Below are 22,300 nucleotides of genomic sequence, written 5' to 3'. Positions count from 1 at the left end.
CTGATTTTCCTTTACTGATCAAAGACCGAGTTCGGTCTTGAATGCTGTCAATTCGGTGTCGGTGATTGCGACGTTGTGCTGCGGCTGCGGATAGGCGCCCGTGTTGACGTCATCGATGAACTCGCGGAACGCTGAGACGCGCTCCTTCTGCAACCGCTCGAATTCGGCTGCGAAATTGCGGTAGGTCTTGGCGTGCCGCGGCCTGTGGCCGTCGGTGTTGCCAAGCACGTCTTCTGCGAAGAGATATTGAGCGTCGGCGCCCGGACCAGCGCCCATGCCGAGCATGATCATGGAGGTGTTTTTCGAGATCAGTTCGCCGATCCGGTCCGGCACAACCTCCAGCTCAGCGCCGAAGCAACCGATGGCTTCGAGTTGCTTGACATGGCGGAAGACCTTGACCGCCTCCGCCGCCGTCTTGCCGACCGCACGAAAGCCGGTCCAGGTGATGTAGGAGGGGATGAGCCCGACATGGGCGACGATCGGCACATGGTTGTCGCAGAGCACCTTCTGGATATCCAGCGAAGCTGCGCAATAGAAGCAGTCGCCGCCCATGGCAGAAAAGTGAAAGGCGGCGCGCAGGTAGTCTTCGGCCGTTGCAAGCGGGCGGCCCTCGAACTTGCCCCAACCGCCATAGGGCAAACCAACCTGCACAAAGCAGCGGCCCGCCGCCTCGCGCATTTCAGGCGAGAAGAAGCGCCCTTCGATCGAGAGCATATGGATGCCGGCAGCATCGGCCGCTGCCGCTTCCTCGAGCGTGGTGACGTAGAGCATGGAGATCTTTTCGCCACGCGCTTTCATGGTGCGGATGTCGGCGACGGTCGGTCGAGTGTTCTTGTGAACCATGGAGCTATACCGTGAACGCGTTGCGGAAGGATTCGAGCGCGAATTCCGGATCACCGGAGGCGAAGGCCTCCATACCGATCGCTCCGGCATAACCCATCGCTTTAAGAGCACTAGCGATGCCCTTCCAATTGACCTCCCCTGTTCCGGGCTCAAAGCGGCCAGGCACGTCGGCGACCTGGATCTCGCCGATAAAGGGCAGGCATTTGCGGCAGAGCTCGATCAGGTTCCCCTCGCCGATCTGGGCGTGATAGAGGTCGAGATTGAGACGCAGACGCGGGTGGTTGACGCTCGCGACCAGAGCCAATGTGTCCTCGGCCCGACCGAAGGGTACGCCCGGGTGATCGACCGGAAGGTTGAGGTTTTCGAGCGTGAAGGTGACGCCCTCTTCCTCTGCCATCTCCGCGACACGGCAAAGCGTGTCGCGTGCCTTCAGCCACATCGCTCCCGTTACGACCTCGATCGGCTGGACGGGAAGTCCGCCTGCGCCAAGACCGGTCCCGTGCAGATTGAGGCGCTGCACACCGAGCCTCTTGCCGATCCGGGCCGTCTGCCGTGCGGTTTTAAGGAGCTCGGCCGCTCCGTCGTCATCCGTGAGCCTGCCGCGGAGGTAGCCGTTCATGATGGTGAACGCCGCGCCGGTGGCCTCCAGTTTCTCCAGATCATGGTCGGGCCAGTTCCACAGGCCGACGCCAAAACCCATTTCCTTGAGACGCGAGGCCCTCCATTCGATGGAGCGATCCCGCCAGATCATTTCCGCGCAAGCGGCCAATGCAAATTGTGTCATATCGTCAGATCTCTATGAATACGTCGCCGTTCTCGACCTTCACTGGCCAGGACTTCAGGTTGATGCAGGCAGGCGCACGCGTCGCCTCGCCGGTCTTGTAGTCAAAATGTGCGTTATGCTTCGGACACTCGATGATGCCGTCCATGACGAGGCCATCGGCCAGATGCACACGTTCATGCGTGCAGATCCCGTCAATGCAGAAGAACTCGTCTTCCGGGCTGCGGATCACCAGAAATGAGCGTCCGCCATGATCGAAACGGAGTAGATCCTCAAGCTCGACATCGTCGGTTGCGCAGGCGCGGGTCCAAGTCCCCATGTCTTCATCCTTTGGCATTTCATTCAGTGCGTTTCGGTTCTTCGGAGTGCGCGGCTAGACCGCCGCACCGGCGATCTGGGGCGCGTGCCCGCCATGGGCGGTCATGTAACCGTCGATCTGGGCTTCGAGCTCCGCCATGGTCTCGCCTCCCGCCATCAGGTCGGTGATCTCCTCGCGTGTCTTCTCGCCCTTGCGGAAATCGGCGGCGATCGCGCCGCGGATCAGCACCGCGAAGTGGTCACCCACGGCCATCGCATGCATGACTTGGTGGGTGATGAAGACGACGGCGAGGCCCCGGCGTTTCGCCTCGTTGACGATCCTGAGCACATGCGTTGCCTGCTTCACACCGAGGGCGGCGGTCGGCTCGTCGAGGATCAGGACCTTCGCGCCGAAATGCACGGCCCGGGCAATTGCGAGCGATTGTCGCTCACCACCCGACAGGCCACCGACCAATCGGTCGCCATCATCGATCCGGGTGATTCCGAAGTCCTGGATGGCATGGACGGCTATCTCGTTTGCTTTCTTCCGGTCGAATACCTTGAATGGCCCCCAGCCCTTGGTCGGCTCGACGCCGACGAAGAAGCTGCGACCGATGCTCATCAGCGGGAACGTGCCGCCGAACTGGTGGACCGTCGCAATGCCGCGGCTGCTGGCATCGCGCGGACCGTTGAACTCGACGGGCTGGCCGTCCATCTCCATCGTGCCCGATGTCGGACGATAAACACCTGAAAGTGTCTTGATCAGCGTGGACTTGCCGGCGCCATTATCGCCGAGCAGGCACAACACTTCGCCAGGACAGATGTCGAGCGAGATGTCGTTGAGGACATCGATCGGACCGAAGGACTTGCAGATATTTCTGAGCTTGAGGATGGTCGTGGACATGTCGGACCTCACTTCTTCTTCGGCGAGTAGGAGAGCGCCATGCTGCGGAAGGTGTTGTTCATCAGCACGGCCAGAAGCAGCATCACGCCGATGATGAGGCTCGACCAGTTGCGGTCGAAGGACGTGAAATAGATGCCCTGGTTGACGACGGCGAAGGTGATGGTGCCGAAGAAGATGCCGATGATGGAGCCGAAGCCACCTGTGAGCAGCACACCGCCGACGACCACCGAAATTATCGAGTTGAAGATGAAGGACATGCCGGCCGAGACCTGAGCGGAATTGAAGAGGATCGCCTGGCACATGCCGACAAAGGCGGCGCTGGTAGACGACAGCACGAAGAGTGCGATCGTCAGGCGAGCCGTCGGGATGCCGGCATTGCGTGCGCTGATCTTGTCGCCGCCCATGGCGAAGATCCAGTTGCCCCAAGGGGAGTAGTGAACCACGTAGACATAGAGTGCGGTCAGTGCCAGCCACCAGAAGATGATCACCTGGAAGGTGTTGGCGACGAACTGGCCGAAGAAGAATTTCGCGAGCTCGGGCGCCTTGAGGGCGACGCTGGTCGTACCGGTCAGGAGCACGGACAGGCCAAGAACGAGGCCTGCGACCGCAAACAGGGTGCCGAGCGTGACAATCAGCGACGGCACGTTGGTGCGGACCACGAGGATCCCGTTCACTAGGCCGACAAACGTGCCGAGGGCGAGCGAGGCAGCGATACCGATCCAGATCGGCAAGCCGTAGTAGCCTGAGATGATCGCGACCGTCATGGAGCCAGCCGGGATCATCGAGCCGATGGAGATGTCCAGTTCACCGGCGATCATCAGTAGACCGATCGGGAAGGCGACGATGCCAAGATTGGCCGCGACGTTCAGCCAGCTTGCGGCACCCGCCGGCCTCAGGAAATCGATGCTTCCGAAGACGAGGAAAAAGGCGAAGACGCCGAAAAGGCCGAGAAAGGCGCCGGCTTCCGGCCTGCGGAAAAGTCCGCCGACGGAAAAGCCTGCAGCGTTTGTTGATGTCGGTGTCTTGGTCATGGCGAGCGGTTGGCTTGCGGTTTTCGAGTTCATGATGGTTCCCCTTCGCGGCTTTGCCGTGTTGAAACGGGGCCGCTCCCTGGAGGAGGTGCAGGGAGCGGCCGGCGAGCGCTCGGATTAGCGTGCGCCCTTGGAGACGCCGGAGAGCGTCGACTCGATGTTCGATGCATCGACGATGCCCGGACCGGTCAGCACCGGCTTGACCGGCAGGTCCGTGCCGAAGTCGATGTGGGAGGCGAGCAACGAGACTGAAAGCAGCGACTGAAGATATGGCTGCTGGTCGACTGCGAAGAGCTGCGCGCTGTTCTTGATGCGGTCCAAACCGGCTTCGTTGAAGTCGAACGAGCCAAGCTTGACGCTTTCGACCTTGCCAGCCTGCTGGATGCCGCTCGCCGCCGCGTCTGCGTCGCCGGCACCAATGGTGATGACGCCGTCGATCGTGCCGTCCTGTGTCAGCGTCGCCTTGATCGCTTCGGCGATGGCGGTGGGATCGCCGAAGCTCGTCGCCGGCAGCGGCAGCTGCTTGCCGGTCCCGCCTGCCTTGGTGATCCCGTCGATCACGCCCTTGCAACGGGCTTCCTGATTGGCGCTGCCCGGAAGCGTATTGACGCAGAGCACATTCTTCTGGCCGCTCTTGCCGAAGTATTCGCCGCCGGCGATACCGGCGAGATATTCGTCCGAACCAACGTAGTTGATCGCGCCGAGCTCCTTCGCCTTGTCGAGCGAACCGGCATTCATGAGGATGATCTTGATGCCGCTGTCGGCAGCGGCCTTGATCGCCTCGTCCTCGGCTTCCGGAACCCAATTGGGAACCACAAGACCCGTGACGCCCTGGCTGATGGCGGTGCGCACCAGGCCTGCCGCATCGGGTCCGAGGTTGTCGTACGTCTGGAGCTGCAGGTAGGTGACCTTGCCGCCATTCGCCTCGACCACGAAGCGGCTGTCGTCGACCCCCTTCTTGATCTTGCTCCAGAAGGCGTCGTCGGTCTTTCCGCCGACGACGGCGATGTCGGCGGCGAGCGCGACGCTTGCGGTGAGACAGATAGCAACTGAGGCTGCCAGAGCCTTGGTCATGGTGATCAGCATTGTCATCGGGTTTTCCTCCCCCGTTTGCGCCGGATGGCGGTTAGAAAGCTTGAAGGCCTGGGTCGCTGTGACCCTTCACGTCCCAGGGAGCCGTCTCCTCGCGGATCCCCGGCACTCATGTGAATTCATGAATTCGCGCGCGCCGTCTTGGCGTTCATGCGCTCCTTCTTCTTGGCGAAACGCGCCTGCATCTGGACGTCGCCATCCTTGGTGCCGTCGTGCCAGGTGCCGAACCACTTATCGAGCGGGATGAGACCGTCCCCGCCATAGTTCACCTCGAAGTACTTGTGGTGCAGGTAATGGGCATAGGCATGGGTATCGAGCGGGGTCTCTTCCGTAACCTCGAGCTTGTCGAAACCGATGTGTCCGTTGACCGCTCCGAAGCCGGCGATATGAAGCTGGAACATCGCCACGATCGGGTTCGAGGGGATCACCAGGTGCCAGAAAGCGACGGCGTGGTATAAAAAACCCTCGACTGGATGCATGGAGAGCGAGGACCATGGCGAAGGGTTCACCGAATTGTGGTGGACCGAGTGGATCCAGCGATAGAGCGGCCCCCAATGGATCAGTCGGTGGATGACGAAGAAATGCACCTCGTGGATCATGGGGGCGGCCGCGACGAGAAACGCGAGGTAGTATGGGTTCTCGGACCAGCTCAGCCACGGCACCCAGCCGTTGGCGAAGACCCACAGGAACAACACCTCAACCAGCGTCCACAGCGGGATCGACAGAAAGAATGACCGCAGGAAGTTGTCGATGTTCTGGCTCTTGAACCAGAAGACGTCCGAAGGCTGCTCGCTTGGAAATTTCACATTGTATTTGAAGCGGTTGCCCTGTTTCCGTTTCACGTAGAAAAAGAGCTCGATCGAACCGTAGAAGACGAAGATCGCAGAGGCGTTCACCGCGTAGAGCCAGAGCGCCCACCGCCAGTCCAGCGACTTCATCGCCTCGACGTCCGGAACGACATAGAACCAATAGAGGAGCGCCGTTGCCATGTGGAAAGCGTTCCACGGCCAGATGTATTCGGGCAACCATTTGAGAACGGACGGAATCTTCGGGGGCCAGGCCCAGAAAGGCGCGACCTCAATCCGCCCGTTGGGCGCCCAGTCGCCGCGCTTGTTTCGGGTTCCGTAGTTTAGATCATCCATGGTCATGCCTCCCGGATCTCGCCGCTCGCAAGGAAAAAAGGCGTCAACGTTTGCAGGGCGCAGAACTGCTCCCTTCGGGCAAAGGCCCGAAGCGTAAAAACCCGCGATGTCGATTGCGTTTCTCTCCCAGGCTGGTGGGCTTCTTGCTCGCTCACCCGCCAATCTTTGAACCAACAATGGCGACTTGACGGGTGTTAAATCAAGGCGCAAATCTCCTGCGTTAGATGATCGTATCATTCGTCTCATCTGGTCGGCCAGATGACACGATTTATATCATGAGGGACCAATGAAGAGACCGACGATCCGTGATCTCGCGGACACCGCGGGCGTATCGATCGCGACAGCAAACCGGGTCCTGTCAGGCGCGGAAAATGTCCGGACACCTACGAGGGAAAAGGTTCAGGCGGCCGCCGAGAGCATCGGGTTTTACGGATTGGGTGCAATCCAGGCACGGAATGCAGCCGCGCGCCCGAAGTACCGTTTTGGTGTAATCCTCCTCCAGCCTCACCGACCCTTCTATCAACTCGTTGCGCGCGCCTTGTTACAAGAGGCGGCCGCGATCGAGGCGGTAGATGTCGAGCTGAAGATCGAGTACCTCGAAGACTTGGCGCCGCAGAACACCGCGGCGCGTGCCTTGGCACTCGCTAGCGAATGCGACGCGCTCTGCATCACCACCGCGGTGCATCCTGTCGTCACTCAAGCGCTTGAAGAAATCCAGAGCCGGGGGATACCGGTTTTTGCATTGATCTCGCAGCTCGCGGCGACCGGTCAGATCCATTACATCGGGCTCGACAACTGGAAAGTCGGGCGAACGGCAGCCTGGGCCTTCGACCACATCTGCAAGAAGCCGGGAAAAATAGGCCTGCTGATGGGCAACCCGCGTTATCGAAATCAGGAAATGAACGAAACCGGCTTCCGCTCGTATTTTAGGGAACACGCTCCCGAGTTCCTGTTGCTTGAGCCGTTGTCGACCTTCGAATCCTCGGCAGTCGCGCAGGAAATGACTGAACGACTGCTTGACCAACACAACGATCTTGCCGGCCTCTACGTGGCGGGCGGTGGCATCAGCGGAGTGCTTGCAGCCCTACGCACCACCGAACGGGCCGGCACGCTGGTCGTCGTCGGCTACGAACTCATGGACAACGTCAAGAGCGCCCTACTCGACGGCGCTCTGACCCTGTCGATTGCCCATCCCCTGGAACGTCTCGCGGACGAGGCGGTCAAAGGCATGATCGCGGCCGTGGCATCGAAGGGCGCGCAGGCGAGCTACACGAAAATTGTCCCTTTCGAGATGTACACGCGCGAGAACCTCTGACAACGCATCATGCAAGCAATTGCCGCGGTTCCTCACGACGCAGTAACTGCCGTACTTAGATTAGAGTGTTCATTTGAGGATGCTGCCCATATTTCGACGCGGACAAAGCGACCGAGAGCCTCGGAAGCCAACCACGCTGGGATCCTGGCGCACCGCGCCATTGGTGAGCGACTGTCTCCAAGAACTGATCGAGACGTTCGGGAAGGCGATGACAGGCCGATGCGAACTCCGACTTTCCCCTCTCGTTGTCGATAATCAGGGAGGCAAATCACCGGCCACGCGGGTGGTCTCCCTCCGGTTTCAGAACGAGTACGACCCTCGCGCGAAATTGCGGTGCGCGCACGCCTTATGACGATGGACAGGCAGCGCCCGTGTTCACCCACGCCTGGATGAGCTTGCCAAACTCTTCCTGAGTGCCTGGAACCGGCTCACGTCCATCTCCGGGCTGCCATCCCCATCCAACCAGATCGTCGTGCGCCATGTGCTCGACTATCTCTTCCATGGTTTTGTCGCCGTTGCGTTTTGGATCTTTCAATTGCACGCAGATCTGCCCAAGTGTCTTACCCTCCCAGGCCATCTCGATCGGCGCGAGATGCCAGGCGGGATTACCCGGGATGCTTTTCAGCGTATCGGCCTGGCCAATCACCGGCGTGTTCTGTTCACTGTGGCAGGTGTTGCACTGCATGCCCACCAAACCCATACCGCCCTCGCCGCGGAAAACGGGCGGCTGATGCGGATGCATGGTCATGCCCTGCAAGGGTCGTTCTGTCGCCGGATGACAATTCACGCATCGGGGATGCTGGATCACTTTCCCGGCCTCCTCGAAGAGCGCAACGGACCGCGCCCGCTCGTCGGAAATTGACTGAAACGACTCCACTGAACGGAGCGAGTTGCTGGTCTGCGCTATGGAAGCCGGCGTCAGCATGGCGCCCGCTGCGACGACAAGACAGTTCGCGGCAATTCCTGAGAACAGGAGCTTGATCTTCATCTTGACGGTGTCCTCACGAGGAAATGACGCTGACGATAGGGAGTTGGCGCACCGGCGCACCGGTCAGTTTTCTCCATGCGTTGGCTACCGCCGGACCGATGGGCGGTACGCCGGGCTCGCCGACACCGGTCGGCTTTTCCGCAGACTTGATGATTTCCACCGCGACGTCTGGCATTTCGTTTATCCGGATCGAACGGTAGTCATGAAAGTTTGACTGCGTGATCTTGCCGCCCTTTCCCAGAGTGATCGCGTCGAAAAGCACGGCACCCAACCCGTAACCGATACCGCCCTCCATCTGCGCCTTGATGATGTTGGGATTGACGGCAACGCCGCAATCAACCGCGCACCAGACCTTGTGCACTCGCGGCGCACCATCGGAGCCAACGGAAATCTCCGCGACCTGCGCAACGAAAGAGCCGAAGCTTTCGACAACCGCAACACCTCGCGCGCGCCCTGCGGGTGGCGCTGCACCCCAGTCCGCCATATCGGCGGCTTTGCGCAGGACGCCGGCATGACGCGAGGACGCGTCAATGAGTGCAAGCCGCCCTTCCACGGGATCACGACCGACGCGGCTCAAGAGTTCATCGACGAAGGTCTCGACTGCAAAGCCCGTGTGGGTATGGCCAACCGACCGCCACCAGAGCGGCGGGATCGGCAGCGTAATGTTGTGGGAGGTCACCTTGAGGTTGGGGATTTTATAAGGCAGGTTCGATGCACCTTCGACCGAGGTCGAATCCAGATCCGCCTTGGCCATGATCGACTGGCCGACGATGATCTGCTCCCATGCCACAATCTGGCCCGTGGCATCTATCGCGCCACGCATCTTATGGGCGTACATGGGGCGGTAGAAACCGCCCTGAATGTCGTCCTCGCGCGTCCACATGTGCTTGAGCGGGCGGTCGCCGCCGATTGCTGCATAGACGGACGCTGCCTCCTGCATGTAGGGCGAACCGAACTGTGCCTTGCGCCCGAAGCTGCCCCCTGCCAACTGCGTGTTGACGCGAACTTTCTCTTCGTCGAGCGCCAGGATCTTTGCCGCCACCTGCTGATCAAAGCCCGGAAACTGCGCGCCATTGTAAATGTCGACCGACCCGTCGGCGGCCTTGATGAACACCGCGTCGAGCGGCTCCATCGGCGCATGCGCCAGGAAGGGGAAAACGATCTGGGCTTCAACGGTTTGCAGCCCCTGCTGCCGCAAGGCCTCATCGACATTGCCGGTGTTCGTCGCCTCAAGACCGGGCTCATCGAAGTGCCGAACGTATTCGACAGTCAGTTCCTCCGACGAACGGGTTTCCGCTTTCGAGAGATCCCATTCGATCGTCAGGGCATCACGGCCCTTCAACGCGGAAAAGGTATTGTCCGCGTAAACCGCGACGCCCTGCGGCACCAGCTTGATATCGACCACGCCCCGAACCTTGCGGGCATTGCCGTCGTCGAAAGACTTCACGATAGCGCCGAAATGCTTGGGATGGGCAACCACGGCGGTTAAGAGGCCCTCGGGCATGATGTCGAGCGTAAAGACCGCGGTGCCATCGGTCTTGCCCTGGGTATCAAGTTTTGGCAGCTCCGTGCCGATAAGCACGAAATCCTTGGGATCTTTCAGCTTCGGGTCCGCAGGCGCGACCTGTCGCGCTGCCTTGTCGGCGAACGCACCGAAGCCACTTTCCTTTCCCGAGCCTGCATGTTTTATCCGCCCCTTCTCGACGGTAATTTCCGCTGCCGGAACATTCCATTCTTCAGCGGCCGCGGCGACCAGCATGGCACGCGCCGTGGCGCCGGCCTTGCGCATCTGCTCATAGGCATTGGCAATCGAGCTCGATCCGCCGGTGCCCTGCAAGCCGAAGGAGAGATTGGCGTAAACCTTGTTGTCGGTCGGAGAGTGGACCGCCCGCATCTGGCTCCAGTCGGCGTCGAGCTCTTCGGCGACCAGCGTTGCAAGGCCCGTGAAGGGCCCTTGGCCAAATTCAATATGTTTTGACAGCACGGTGACGGTGTCGTCGGGTCCAATCTTGACGAAAGCGTTCATCGCCTTGAGTTCGCCCGAACCGCCGGCCGGAATACCTGTTGACGCAGCCGAAAGAAACCTTGGCGCGATTGCCACACCGATGACGAGCCCAGCACCGGCGAGAAAGGCACGGCGGGTGGGTGTTATGTCGTGAATGGTCATCGCTCAGCCCTCCATCGACTTGGCGGCATTATGGATCGCTGCTCGAATGCGATGGTAGGTGGCGCATCGACAGAGATTGCCGGCCATGGCGCCATCAATCTCGTCGTCCGTGGGCTTGGGCAGGATCTGCAAGAGCGCCACCGCCGACATGATTTGCCCGGATTGACAGTAGCCGCATTGCGGAACGTCCAGCCCTTTCCAGGCTGCCTGCACCGCTTCGGCCTCCTTGCCTGAAATGCCCTCGATCGTAACCACATCCGATCCATCGATCATGGCAATCGGAGTAATGCATGAGCGTCGAGGCATACCGTCGAGATGCACCGTGCAGGCGCCGCATTGGGCCACGCCGCAGCCGTATTTGGTGCCGGTGAGTTTTTCGAAGTCCCGGATGACCCAAAGCAGAGGCGTCTCGGGATCGCCGTCGAACGTGCGTTGTTCCCCGTTGAGCGTGAACGTCACCATGGCTGAGTGTCCTCTAACGGAGCCGGCAGGACCGGCTCATGCTCAAAGAATATGCCGGCCAAAGCCCCCGGCCAGAATGTGGTAACTTAGACAAACCCCATGCGTTTTCCGGATCAATTCAAGTGTACGTGATCGCGACTGGGAGCTAGCGCGCCTAAACCTCGGTTGAACGCACACCTCCCGGGTTTGTTCCTGGCGATCCCACGTGGGTGCACCGGATGGCGCAGACCGACCCATCTAGATCAGATGCCTCGCCGGGAAACCCAACGACGCCTGAAGCGTTAAACCATTCAGACGGTGTTTAAGGAGGAAGCAAATGGGACGTCCAACCTCGCAAACTGCCAAGGGACGGGAATCGTCGGAAGCACTGAAGAGGAATGCTGCTGCCGAGGAGCGTAAGGTCGAGAGAACAAAGGGTTCTCCGTTGAAGAAGGGTGCGGATCGTTTCGAAGAGCGCTCGGAAAGTTCCGACGGGAAGAGCGCTGGCCAGAAGCAGGTCGAGCGCAAGACGGATTGATCTGCAAAAATTGGCTAGCCTTTAAGTTCTGCGTCTAAGGCCACTTCCTCGACCAGGACCTGGATAGCATAGTCCACCGTCTGCTCGAGCTCGACCTTGCGCTCAAGCGTTCCAGGGGTTGATTTGGACGTTCAATCATGGCTTTTCTCTCGTTTGGAGATTAAGCTACTGGCGCGGGCAGCAGATTGGGCTCGGGAGGGCCAGATCAGAACACCTTGCTCAGGCTGTCGTTCCCCTTTTTCGACTGAAGACTGGCATTAGCATCAGGAGCCTCGACTTTGAGGCCGTCCCCAATCCACGTTCCCTCGTCAGTAAGGTTGATACGCAGCGGTGTCGGGCATGGAACATCTGCTGAACGGAACAAGAGATGCCGCGTGGAGTTTAAGCGTCTACGGATGCTCCTTCGTAACCCAAGGGAAAAGCCATGACCAAGCCAGCCTCGGTCCGCGCCATTGGCGATCCATCCGCCACAACTTCGACGATGATCAGGCCACCTACCTCGCATTAACAGCGTCGCGACCTCCGTCGTAAATCAGCAGATGTCTGAACGGGCATATATGACAGAAGAGGAGAAGCACATGGCAAGCACTGCACTTAAAGCCCTGCTAAGTGTCCTTGCGGTGGCAGGATACCAGAATAGGGAGAAGATCGGCGAGCTTCTGAAAGGTCTGACCCAGAACCGACAAGACCAAGGACCAACCGGTCAGCAGGAGGCCGGAGGAGGTTTGGGTGACCTGCTTGGCGGTCTGACTGGAGGCTCCGGTGGTCTCGGCGGACTTGGCGGCTTGCTCGGCGGTTCATCGGCCGGGGGTGTGTTGACGGGCGGTCTTGGCGATCTCCTCAAGCAGTTCGAGCACAACGGGCACGGGGAGACCGCGAAATCCTGGGTGCAGACCGGTCCAAACAGCGAAATTGATGACAGACAGTTATCGGAAGCGCTCGGGCCGGAAGTCCTGGAGGATCTTTCGGCGCGGACGGGTCTTTCTCCTGAGGAGATTTTGAGCCGCCTCAGCCGAGATCTGCCAAAGGCGGTTGACGATCTGACCCCCAACGGCGTCCTGCCTCAAGAGAACGACCCTTTCGAAGGGCAGACCACTCCGCCACCCAAAACCCAAATCATATAGTCGCAAGAACGCTGAAGAGGCCGTCGGAAGGCGGCCCTTCAGCGCGCCCAATTGGGAAGGCAAGTCTTTGGCTTTCTCGACGGAGGCGTTGCACAGGACCACAAGGCACACGCGCACCTCGACAATCGCTTCGTATTCTTGGCTCACCCCCCAATGGGTTCTGGACGCTGCCGCCTCTAGCCCATCTGCTTTTCAATCAATTTGGTGTTGACGCAGTTTTTGCGAGGATCGTTGCGTGGTTGATTTGGCGTGAATTTCTGCCAACAAGATCTTGGCGAGATCGACGAACTGGCCCGTCGGATATTTTGACAAATACGCTTCAATCATCTCGGCGCTACCGGTGTCTCGCACCGTTTCCCAAAATGAAACCTCGATACCGGGTTCGCCCACCCCAGACCCGCCTTGAGCAACGCGCGCGGCTGCGAGTTCGGCGAACTCGCCCGCAGGGTATCGCTTCAGATAAAGGAGATACTCGGCCGGGTCATCGCTCTCCTGGACTGACTCCCAAAAAGCCACTTCAACCCGGCGCGCTTCATCTTTGTCCTGGTCTTCCGGCAAGATCTGTGCGACCGAGGAGGATCGCTTCGGGTGTTCGACGGACGTTAGCTTTACGTTGGGGCTTGGTTCGGACTGCGGGTCAAACAGAACACGGAACACCCGAAGCGGGCGCGCAATGTTTTTGACCTGATGCTCGCCCAAATCCTCAAAGGTGGTATCGACGCGATCACGCAGATGATCTCGTACTCCTCGCGTCACACAGATGCCGCCGGCATCGGCGAGGCCTTCAAGCCGGGCGGCGATGTTGACCCCATCCCCGAAGATATCACCGTCTTTCACCAGAACGTCGCCCACATTGATCCCGATGCGAAAGTTCATCTTGTGTTTGTCGGCAAGCGGCCGGTTGGCACGCCACATGGCTTGCTGGATGGCGACGGCACAATTGAAGGCATGAACGATTGATGGGAATTCCGCCAACACGCTGTCCCCCGCGGTCCCGAAGATCTCACCATGAGCACTTTCGATAAGTCCGTCGACGATAGTACGATGCGATGTCAGGGTCGCCAGTGTCTGCTCTTCGTCGGCGTTCATCAACCGGGAGTAACCTTCGATATCGGCAGCCAGGATCGCTGCAAGCTTTCTTGGTGGCGCCTCCATGTGAACGATCCAATCCAACGCCTTGTTTCGATGTGCAGTCGATGATCAACCGATGAGCACGCAGCTTTGTTCCTTCCGGGAACGGTTGAGCTCGTCCTCGGGCGTATCGACAAGGGCCGAATTTTGCTCGAACGAGATCAGTCTTGAGGCTGGATGCCGCAACGGTTCCCACACGGTATGTCCCCGCACCAAGGCATCGGCCACACGTGAAAGGCTTCAAAGTTGACGTCCTACAAGCCTCAGCGCAGGACTCCTGCTTCACGGGCAGCTTCTTCAAAGGCCAATCGGGCCATGTAACCAGGCAAGTGACCATTCATGGCTTCGAGACAGGTGCTCAAAGCAGCCTGATATGCTGGACCTGACCTAGATCCAGACCAATTATCTCGCAAAACCGTTGACGCTTCACTGGCTGATCCAACCAACATCTCGTGATCCGCGATGGCAGGCTGATCACGACGCTTTCGTTCCAGGGCGCCGTTTGTTTTGCCTTCTCTAGATCGCGTCCGTAGCGTTCCTCGCGTTCCCACCGATCCTCTGCCATGGCGTTCTCCTTCTCGAACATCCTCAAACTGGAAGAAAAGGAATGTGTTCCCAGTCTCATCCAACCAGCTAGGGCGCGGATCCGGCCCCTTCTTATCGCCGATCCGCCTTCTTCCCGTTGTCGATGGGATGCTCCCGTACTGCTCTTTACGAATGAGTTTCTTCCCATGGGCGCCCGTTCGGAAAGGGTTGATGGGGATCATGAAGCGACACGACCCTGCATTTTCACGCGGCCTTACCATGCGCCAGGACCTTGTCACCGCTGCCACCGGATCTTCGGCGTGCGATCCGGTTCAGGAGCTATGGAACCATGCGCGTGGACGAAGGTTGAAGAGGCGAACGCCCAAAGGAGGTCTTATATGGCCAACGAACCACCAGGAATTCCCGCACCTTCATCGCTTGCCAAACATATTGAGTGGCCCAAAGTCGTAGCGAAAGAAGAGTGGGAGAATGCCCGAAATGCGCTTCTCGCCAAAGAGAAGGCGTTGATGAAACAAAACGACGTGTTGGCGGCGGAGCGGCGGCGGCTGCCGATGATGGAAGTAGCTACTGACTACAGGTTTTTGACAGCCGACGGAGAAACGAACCTGCTCGGCCTTTTCGCGGGCAGGCGCCAACTTATCATCTACCGCTTTTTCTATGCTCCCGACGTAGAGAATTGGCCGGACGGCGCGTGCTCGGGCTGCTCCATGTTTGCAGACAGCGTCACTCATCCCGAGCACTTGGCCGCGCGCGACACCTCCCTTGTTTTCGCATCAGCCGCGCCTCAGGAGAAGATCGCCGCCTATAAGACGCGGATGGGTTGGTCGACGCCTTGGGTGACGTTGCCGGACGATCGATTCTCTCGGGATTTCGATGTCAAAGAAATGTTCGGCATCAACGTCTTTGTCCGAGATGGAGATCGCGCCTATCGCAGCTACTTCATGAACGGCCGCGGCGTGGAAGCGATCGGTCCGATCTTTACGTTCCTGGACCTCACGCCACTTGGCCGACAGGAAACCTGGCAGGACGTACCAATCGGCCGGCCGCAGGGAGATCCGTACAAATGGTGGCGGCTTCACGATCACTACCTGGCAAGCAAACCCTGATGGCTTTAGTCGCCAAAGAAGAGTGTGAATGACGAGGGCTCGGCGACGGTTAGGTAAATGTGCGACACCCCACGCGCGTCCCTTCCCCGAAAGGAAGGGACGCGATGAAATTCAGTCGATGACTCGGACGATCTTGCGGGTACCTGGATCTACCAGCACCGTACGGTTATCCACGACGACATACCGGTACGTAATATCCGGCGCATCAATGGTGTGCAGTTCCACCTTCTCGGGGATTGCGGTGCCCACATTGAGTTCCACGCCCGGAAGGTTGATGGAAGCGATCGGCTTCTTCTTCACGTATTCGCGAACCACTACTTCCTGCTCTGGGGTAACGATGACCGTCTGAGCGAATGCAAAGCCGGAAGTGCTGACGAGGAAAAGACCCGCGACAGCGGAACGAACAAGATTTTTCATGTTTTTCTCCAATCAGTTGTGTACCCTGCTCTAAAAATGTGGGGACCCCGTCCAAACGCTGCTGGGGCGTTACCGTTCCGGTTGTCAGACTTCAGTCGCGGGAAGTTCGACCTTAGTCTGGCGAGGGGCAGACCATAGTCTGAGAACTGCTCGGTTCGACCGGTAGAACGAAGACAGACGCTCATTGAGCAAATTGAGCAGGGCGACGACCTTCGCCTGCAGATCGAGACAGATCTGATGATGCTCAGCTATCAGCCCTTCCCGGCGGGGCACCTCACGGAAAGAGGTTTTGCAAGTGCGAGGAAGCCAGAGCATAGACCTCAGACAGATCAAACAGCTGCTGGTCTCTGGTTTCTCGAAGTTGGATTCGGTGGCGCGGCAGCGCCATGGCCAACCTGCTCGACCTAACCGCATCTGTCCCATGCTGCTTTCCTTCCTTTGAGGCGCCCTACGTTTCGTCTCGGTAGCCTGCAAACCGTTTTTCCGCAGGCTGCGCACAAGCCCGTAGGCCGTTTTCGAAAAGCGGTGAGATCACAAAAAGGAATGGCCCCGTCGGGGATGACGAGGCCACGGGCATTTATGGGCTTCACATCCTAGGGACTAGTGAAGGCGTCAACTGAAGGCGCTGCGGCATGCCTCCGAACGGTTCGCTCGTGTTCCGGAGTGATTTTGTCTCACGTCGATTTTGGTGGCCGGATCGCATGCCGTTCCCTGCCAGAACTGTCCTCTGGCTGTAGCATCCTGCGAAACTCATCCCGCCGTTCATGAATGGACGCTATCACTGGCCCCATCGGAATGCCGATGCCAACGAGAACCGCCTGCGACAACTGAAGGCTGGCTTCGATGGTTTCTGGAACCGCATCCGTCACTTTGAGCTCGTATAACTCAGTCGCGTGCACCGCATCGCGTGCGCGCGCGACAATCGTGAGATCAGCCCGCTCGGATCTCGCAGAGGAGACGATAGACGCCACAGCCTCGGCATTATCCAAGGTCACAACAAGCGCGCGTGCGCTCTGGATTCCGCAGCGTCGAAGCAACTCGGTTCGGGTGGCATCGCCATAATAGATCGTAGTGCCGCGCCCTCGCTCCTTACCGACAAGCACTGGATCGGCGTCGACCGCCAGGAACCTCAATCCGTGTCGCGTGAGCATCTCGGCGACCAGTTGCCCGACACGTCCGTATCCAACCACGATCACACGCTCTAAGCCGTCGTGAGGCTCAGGCGTTAACCCCGCAAACGAAGGATCGGACGCACCGGTAGGTGCCCGGTTGCGGTCCAGCAGGCGCACCAGCAAGGGAACGCCGATCATCGTTAAGGTTGCCGCTACTGTGGCAGTCGCGGCAACGGCACCAGGAACCACATTGCCTGCCACAGCAGCACCGATAAGGATCAATGCGAACTCGCCGCCAGGTCCCAATACAAGCGCGACCTCGCCGGCATTGCGGGTCGTTAGTCCTGATAGGCGCGCGATGGGAAAGAGGGTGAGAGCTTTTGTGGCAAAAAGGCCGACAGCGACGCCAAGGGTAACGACCGGGTTGGCAATAATCTCGGATAGATCCAGGCGAGCTCCCACGGAGACGAAGAAAAGCCCAAGCAAAAGCCCCTGGAACGGTTGGATGGTAACCTCGACCTGTCGACGATACTCGGTTTCAGCGAGCAAGAGACCAGCAACGAAGGCGCCGAGCGCCATCGACTGACCACTGAGGGCTGTGATTAGACCAGAGCCGATTACGACCAACAGGCATGCAGCGACGAACAATTCATTGCTCTTTGTCGTTGCGACCAGCTTGAACAAAGGTCGCAGAATGAGGCGACCCAGGCCGGCCATCGCGAAAAGCGCTGCGACGGCTGGCGCCAGAGCATACAACAGGCCAGCGCCGAGCCCCGTCCCCCCACGTGTGCCCAAAATCGTCACCATGAACAGAAGAGGCGCTACCGCGAGATCCTGGAAGAGCAGTACGGCGAAACTGGCCCGTCCAACCGTCGTGTTCAGCAGTCTGCGCTCAACAAGCGACGGTATAATGATCGCCGTCGACGACATGGCGAGCGCACTGCCCAGCACCACCGCTGACGCCGGTGTCTGGCCCAGTAAGCCCGCAATCGCCGCGAGGACGGCTGTCGAGGTGAGAATCTGCAAGCCGCCCAATCCGAAGACGAGTTTGCGCATGAGCAGAAGACGGCTCCACGACAGCTCGAGCGCGATCATAAAAAGCAGGAACGCCACGCCGAACTCCGCAAGATGTGCGATCTGTCCGGCGTCAGTGATAGAGATTGCAGAGAGCCACGGCCAATCCCCTACGAGTGCTCCCAGACCGAAGGGACCAAGCAGGATGCCGGCTGCGAGAAAACCGAAAACCGGACTCAGTTTCAATCGCCCAAACAGTGGTACAATGACGCCGGCCGTCGTCAGAAAAAGCAGAAGCTCTTTGTAGTTTTCTAGTCCTGGCGTCATCGATAGCTCACACCCCTTGGCTCAGAGCGATGGGCTCGTACAAGCCGACTGGCATCTCTTTCCTCCACTGAAGGATCCTACTCTCATTTTCAGAGGAATGTCCCGAGTGTGGTATCAGAGGATGGCGCTGCGACAGTTTCGTGCCCAAACGAACGGGTTACGTGACGTTAGCACGTACGTTTGCCTCCCAACCGCACCGAAGGCCAACGCCTAGGCGGCTAGCGACGGTGGAAACGGGAGAACAAGCTTGTTTCGCACGCCAAGCCAGCCAAGGCTCGGCAAGAAGCAACGAGCCAATTCGCGATTTTGGGCATCCACCTACCGCAGGAGCGGTCCATATCAGGCTGTGAGGGAGCTTTGTGGACTTGGAGCTGTTTTGCAACCGGCTGCCGAAAGCACAATTAAGGCCTCCGTTTCAGATCGTACCCCTCGCAGGATTGCTAACAGTTTTTTTGAGCGAAAGACGCGACAAAGCTTGGAGAGGTACTGCAAGAAACCTTCATGCTGCCCGTGAGGCCATATCACCGCGAGAAAGATATCGACTGGCTCGTCGTCGGGTGCGTTGAACTCGATCGGTTCTCGCAGGGTGACAAGCACTTTAGCCGGATTTACCAAACCGGGAATAAACGCGTGCGGTAAGGCAAAGCTATCCCCGAAACCCGTCGAACCAAGAGCCTCCCGGTCGAGCAAACCCTCTAGAATGATACCGGCTGAAATGCGAGTGCGCAGCGCTAGGTGGAACGAAATGGTCTGCAGAACCGCCCGCCCGTCCCCTGCCGGCACGCCGAGCAACAGATCATCTTCAAAGCCAAATTTTTCATCATTCATCTTCTCCTCCCCGCTTCTCTCTGGCCGGCAAAGACTGCGCTGGTTTCACTCCCTATGGCCTAAAATTGAACTGGTGCCGTGCGCCTCTGATTTCAAGTAACGTCGCAGCAAACGTGCGATGATCGTTCGGAACGAAGACAAACGTCATCAAGACAGAGTCGTTCGAATGCGACGATCCCCTGCCTGGCGCAGCAGAAGGGGACGTTGAATATGTTACCCCTTTGAGTCGGCGAACGGCGTAGAACCAGGTGCTTTCGAGGAGGCGCGCATCCGCGGAACTTCTTTAATGTTGCCGGATTGAGCATGGCGGAGGCGCGTGGTCGGCCACTCTTGCGCTTGCGGTCGACGATAACGCGCGACTTACCATCGCTAAGCGCGCTAGGAGACTACAATGTCCATGCTCGTTCTTGTTGCTGCTGCTTGTGTCGTCCTTGGGGTGCTGTCGCTCACCTGGAAGGCTCTGCGGACCCGTCCTCTCAGTGACTTTCACCGATCCGCCCGCTCAAGACCGACATTGGAGCCCAAAGGCGCCAGGGGCTTCGGTTTCTCGGGCCAATCAGAAATTGGGGCGGCCTTAGCTTGTTCGTCGCCGGCATCATCATCTTTTTAGCCGCCATGTAGATTCTGGCAGCGAGAAAACCTGCCCGACCGGCTATCCGCTCCTGGCGGAGTTCGGAAACCTGATTGGAGCGGATTGTAGTGGAGACGATTTAGGCCGAAACCTCGCCCGGCTAGAACGCGAGTACGTGTCAGAAGTGAGCTAGTGAAATAGCCGCCCTATCTGTCTTCCTTGAATGGATCGACGACGAGTTCTTTGAACAACGCTTCCGTCTTCGTCCGATCAGCGCGGCTCATGTAGCCGAACCCGTTCTTGATCGCGGAGCGCCAGGCCTCTCCCCTGTCCCATGCCTCGCCCAGTGCGTCCGACAGCTCGTTGAGCCGATTGGCGATATCGAGTGCTTCGAACAGGAGAACGGCCTGCCTCAAGTCCTTGTCTCGTTTCGCGGAACCAAGCGTGTCAACAATGTGGCGGCTGGCCACGATCAGCTTGTGGATCGCGTAGCGCTCCGGAGCTGGTACGATCACGCTGATGCCTGACTTGTGCAGCATGACGGCTCTGATGGGCTCATAGATCAGAAAGTCCAGGAATCTCAGCGGCTCGGCCGAGACTCCACCAAGGGCGGGCATGTCGGCCGGTTTATCCATGTGGTCATCTGATCCCCTATTTTCGGTCAAGAACTCGACCTTGTAGCCGGTGCGATTGATGAAGCCGGTCACACGCGGTGACCCCGAGCGATGCATGACCGGCCGGAATGTCGGATCGAGGCCCTTCAGAATTTCGAGAATAGGTGGAAAGCTGTCCCCTACTTCGGCCGAGATCGCATAGTCCTGGGCGAAGTCGGCATCTCCCGTCTGGAATGACACAGCAGGCAGACGGACGCCAAGATGTCCCGCATAAATCGAGAAGGCGACCGATCCGACGAGGCGGGCCCGCAAGCGGAATATTCCAGCATTGGCGAGAGCTCGACGACATCGCCCGTAAAGCGATCCGGTTCCGGCAAACCAGCCTCACGAACGAGCGTCGAGACGAATTTGCGGCGAGCTTTCGTATCGTCTTTGATCGCCTTGAAGTCCTCGACCCGTCTGTTGATCTCAGGATTGTCGGCCGGTCCGACATATCGGCGCTGTTGGCGATACCCGTCCCCTTCCGGCGGCTGGTCGAAATACCAGTATTTCCGGCCCTTATTGTTGACCCCGACGAAGCGGCCTTCCACCGGGAAGTCGGCCGAAAAGGAAGCATCGAGCAGTCGTTGACCAAGTTCGGCGGTCATTGTGCGATACATGAGATCGATCTGCTACATGTTGCCTCGCTGTACTAAGTCGGATTTTTTAGTACAGCGCTCGCTTCGTAAAGGGAGATAAAAAGCGCAGCTGTACTAAATTTGCGTATTTAGTACAGCGAAGGTCGGATGCGTATTTGGTGCAGCTTTCCCCGCTACGGAAAGCGCTCCGAACGATTAGCGCGTCACATTGCGGATCAGTTTCGCAGCGGGATACGCGACGAGGCTGCATTGTTCGAGAGTGCCATGTGGCTGGAGAAGCACACCGACCCCGTGCGGCTTAGATCGGACGCTTAGGGAACTTTCCTCATCGGTAGCCGTTTTTGGATTTGCCGATGATCCACGACGCCGGATGATCGACCGGGCTCCGACACGAAGGCGTGTGGAGCCTGCCAGATACACGCTCACTTGGCCCCGTCGTCGTCTTTCGGGGCCATTCTTTTTGCGTTCGCTCCTGCCGACAGGAACTATTTCAGCCCAGGTGCGTTTCCTTGCTTGTCCTGATCTCAAATGTCCCCTTGGGATCACATGGCCGGCTTCACCAATCCCCGGAGTGAAGTCCGATGTAGCTCCTGGCCTCGTCCCCCGACGGGGCCATTTCTTTTCGAATGACACATGCGCCTTGTTACAATCGCCTCCTCCGGATCAACAGAATTGATCGACTGGGGTCGTGCCCGAACCTGTGATGGCTTTGGCCCACGAGGTGCCCGAACTGACTTCCTCGAGCCAGCGCGCCGCAATGTCATTTTTCAGTGTATTATGGAACCGATACGAAGTCTCAACGTTTCTGGCTTCGTGAGGCCCTGAGCCCATCAGGGTGACACCTTCACCGTCCTGCGGGAGTGAAGTCCTCTCTCGATAAGTGCCTCTGGCCTCGTTGTGCCCGACGGGGCCATTTCTTTTGTAATCCCTAGTCACGTTCGCGGCCATTCCCACGACGGGGCCTTCATTTTTCCCGTATCGCGAAATCTAGTGACCACTTTTGCGCTGTTCGGGCACAGCGGATCTCGTCATAGCCTTCCATCCGATACCAACGGAGGACCCGAGATCCACAATATACCGGGCGGTGGGCGGACAAAGGCGCCGAATTTTGCGGCCCTGCGTTGAGCAGGACCCGCGCCGTGGAGTGAAGCCGCTTGCAACCCGCCTATTGGATCTACCGACGGACAGGGCTTTTTTTGGTCGATTTGTGCGTGCGTCAGCAATTGGCAAAAAGACAGCCCCATCTCTGAGGCCGTGAGGTAAAAAACTGACGCTGCAGTGATTGGTCCGGTGCCAAGCCGCGCTCTAGGGGCCCCATTTGCGGAGTTGAATG

The 22,300-nt window shown here is 58.9% G+C and carries 19 protein-coding genes and 1 pseudogene; 4 read left to right on the top strand and 16 right to left on the bottom strand.

Features of this window, described 5'->3' with window-relative positions; all coding sequences use genetic code 11:
• Positions 1–18: 18 nt before the first annotated feature.
• The 7 genes from IB277_RS22085 to IB277_RS22055 form a co-directional block, all read right to left on the bottom strand.
• The gene (locus tag IB277_RS22085; protein ID WP_192371739.1) at positions 19–843 is read right to left on the bottom strand and encodes a 3-methyl-2-oxobutanoate hydroxymethyltransferase; all 825 of its coding nucleotides are present in this window, start codon (positions 841–843) and stop codon (positions 19–21) included.
• Positions 844–847: 4 nt separating this feature from the next.
• On the bottom strand, positions 848–1,627 hold the full coding sequence (locus tag IB277_RS22080) for a TIM barrel protein (RefSeq protein WP_192371738.1): 780 nt from the start codon (positions 1,625–1,627) through the stop codon (positions 848–850).
• A 4-nt stretch (positions 1,628–1,631) separates the two neighbouring features.
• Positions 1,632–1,943 carry a MocE family 2Fe-2S type ferredoxin gene (locus tag IB277_RS22075; protein ID WP_246812787.1) on the bottom strand — a complete coding sequence of 104 codons (312 nt, stop codon included), beginning with the start codon at positions 1,941–1,943 and terminating at the stop codon, positions 1,632–1,634.
• 54 nt (positions 1,944–1,997) lie between these two features.
• The gene (locus IB277_RS22070; RefSeq protein ID WP_192371736.1) at positions 1,998–2,825 is read right to left on the bottom strand and encodes an ATP-binding cassette domain-containing protein; all 828 of its coding nucleotides are present in this window, start codon (positions 2,823–2,825) and stop codon (positions 1,998–2,000) included.
• 8 nt (positions 2,826–2,833) lie between these two features.
• A complete protein-coding gene (locus IB277_RS22065; protein ID WP_192371846.1) occupies positions 2,834–3,856 on the bottom strand; it encodes an ABC transporter permease in 1,023 nt (340 codons plus the stop codon).
• A 117-nt stretch (positions 3,857–3,973) separates the two neighbouring features.
• The gene (locus IB277_RS22060; RefSeq protein WP_371813650.1) at positions 3,974–4,948 is read right to left on the bottom strand and encodes a substrate-binding domain-containing protein; all 975 of its coding nucleotides are present in this window, start codon (positions 4,946–4,948) and stop codon (positions 3,974–3,976) included.
• Positions 4,949–5,067: 119 nt separating this feature from the next.
• Positions 5,068–6,090, bottom strand: a complete 1,023-nt coding sequence (locus IB277_RS22055; protein WP_192371735.1) for a sterol desaturase family protein — start codon at positions 6,088–6,090, stop codon at positions 5,068–5,070.
• A 286-nt stretch (positions 6,091–6,376) separates the two neighbouring features.
• Here IB277_RS22055 and IB277_RS22050 point away from each other — a divergent pair, with 286 nt between their 5' ends.
• On the top strand, positions 6,377–7,405 hold the full coding sequence (locus IB277_RS22050; protein ID WP_192371734.1) for a LacI family DNA-binding transcriptional regulator: 1,029 nt from the start codon (positions 6,377–6,379) through the stop codon (positions 7,403–7,405).
• Positions 7,406–7,751: 346 nt separating this feature from the next.
• Here IB277_RS22050 and IB277_RS22045 read toward each other — a convergent pair whose 3' ends face one another.
• The 3 genes from IB277_RS22045 to IB277_RS22035 are packed head-to-tail and all read right to left on the bottom strand — an operon-like array spanning position 7,752 to position 11,022.
• Positions 7,752–8,393: an Isoquinoline 1-oxidoreductase subunit gene (locus IB277_RS22045; RefSeq protein WP_192371733.1), complete on the bottom strand. Its 642-nt coding sequence runs from the start codon at positions 8,391–8,393 to the stop codon at positions 7,752–7,754.
• Between the two features lie 13 nt (positions 8,394–8,406).
• Positions 8,407–10,560: a xanthine dehydrogenase family protein molybdopterin-binding subunit gene (locus tag IB277_RS22040; protein ID WP_192371732.1), complete on the bottom strand. Its 2,154-nt coding sequence runs from the start codon at positions 10,558–10,560 to the stop codon at positions 8,407–8,409.
• Positions 10,561–10,563: 3 nt separating this feature from the next.
• On the bottom strand, positions 10,564–11,022 hold the full coding sequence (locus IB277_RS22035; RefSeq protein ID WP_060581511.1) for a (2Fe-2S)-binding protein: 459 nt from the start codon (positions 11,020–11,022) through the stop codon (positions 10,564–10,566).
• A 316-nt stretch (positions 11,023–11,338) separates the two neighbouring features.
• On the opposite strand from IB277_RS22035, the gene IB277_RS22030 reads away from it, so the two are divergent.
• Positions 11,339–11,539 carry a hypothetical protein gene (locus tag IB277_RS22030; protein WP_060581513.1) on the top strand — a complete coding sequence of 67 codons (201 nt, stop codon included), beginning with the start codon at positions 11,339–11,341 and terminating at the stop codon, positions 11,537–11,539.
• A 578-nt stretch (positions 11,540–12,117) separates the two neighbouring features.
• Entirely contained in the window at positions 12,118–12,663 is a 546-nt protein-coding gene (locus IB277_RS22025; protein WP_060581515.1) for a YidB family protein, read from the top strand.
• Between the two features lie 192 nt (positions 12,664–12,855).
• Here the strand turns inward: IB277_RS22025 and IB277_RS22020 are convergent, their stop codons facing one another.
• A complete protein-coding gene (locus IB277_RS22020) occupies positions 12,856–13,836 on the bottom strand; it encodes an adenylate/guanylate cyclase domain-containing protein (RefSeq protein WP_246812786.1) in 981 nt (326 codons plus the stop codon).
• A gap of 221 nt (positions 13,837–14,057) precedes the next feature.
• Positions 14,058–14,243 carry a DUF982 domain-containing protein gene (locus tag IB277_RS38955; RefSeq protein WP_371813655.1) on the bottom strand — a complete coding sequence of 62 codons (186 nt, stop codon included), beginning with the start codon at positions 14,241–14,243 and terminating at the stop codon, positions 14,058–14,060.
• Between the two features lie 474 nt (positions 14,244–14,717).
• Here IB277_RS38955 and IB277_RS22010 point away from each other — a divergent pair, with 474 nt between their 5' ends.
• Complete coding sequence (locus tag IB277_RS22010; protein ID WP_192371728.1) at positions 14,718–15,446, top strand: DUF899 domain-containing protein; 729 nt, start codon at positions 14,718–14,720, stop codon at positions 15,444–15,446.
• Between the two features lie 111 nt (positions 15,447–15,557).
• Here IB277_RS22010 and IB277_RS22005 read toward each other — a convergent pair whose 3' ends face one another.
• The 4 genes and pseudogenes from IB277_RS22005 to IB277_RS21990 form a co-directional block, all read right to left on the bottom strand.
• Positions 15,558–15,863 (bottom strand): DUF1236 domain-containing protein, encoded by a 306-nt coding sequence (locus tag IB277_RS22005; RefSeq protein WP_060581522.1) that lies wholly within the window; start codon positions 15,861–15,863, stop codon positions 15,558–15,560.
• Between the two features lie 674 nt (positions 15,864–16,537).
• Positions 16,538–18,316, bottom strand: coding sequence for a cation:proton antiporter (locus IB277_RS22000; RefSeq protein WP_060581524.1), 1,779 nt, complete (start codon positions 18,314–18,316; stop codon positions 16,538–16,540).
• A gap of 339 nt (positions 18,317–18,655) precedes the next feature.
• On the bottom strand, positions 18,656–19,144 hold the full coding sequence (locus IB277_RS21995) for a PTS sugar transporter subunit IIA (RefSeq protein WP_060581525.1): 489 nt from the start codon (positions 19,142–19,144) through the stop codon (positions 18,656–18,658).
• A gap of 777 nt (positions 19,145–19,921) precedes the next feature.
• A pseudogene (locus IB277_RS21990) lies at positions 19,922–20,988 on the bottom strand (GSU2403 family nucleotidyltransferase fold protein).
• Positions 20,989–22,300: the final 1,312 nt, after the last annotated feature.

The sequence above is a fragment of the Ensifer sp. ENS07 genome, assembly GCF_014852185.1.
In the GTDB taxonomy this organism is placed as follows: Bacteria; Pseudomonadota; Alphaproteobacteria; order Rhizobiales; family Rhizobiaceae; genus Ensifer; species Ensifer adhaerens.
Note: the sequence above shows the minus strand (reverse complement) of the source record. Positions and strands in the feature narration are given on the sequence as shown.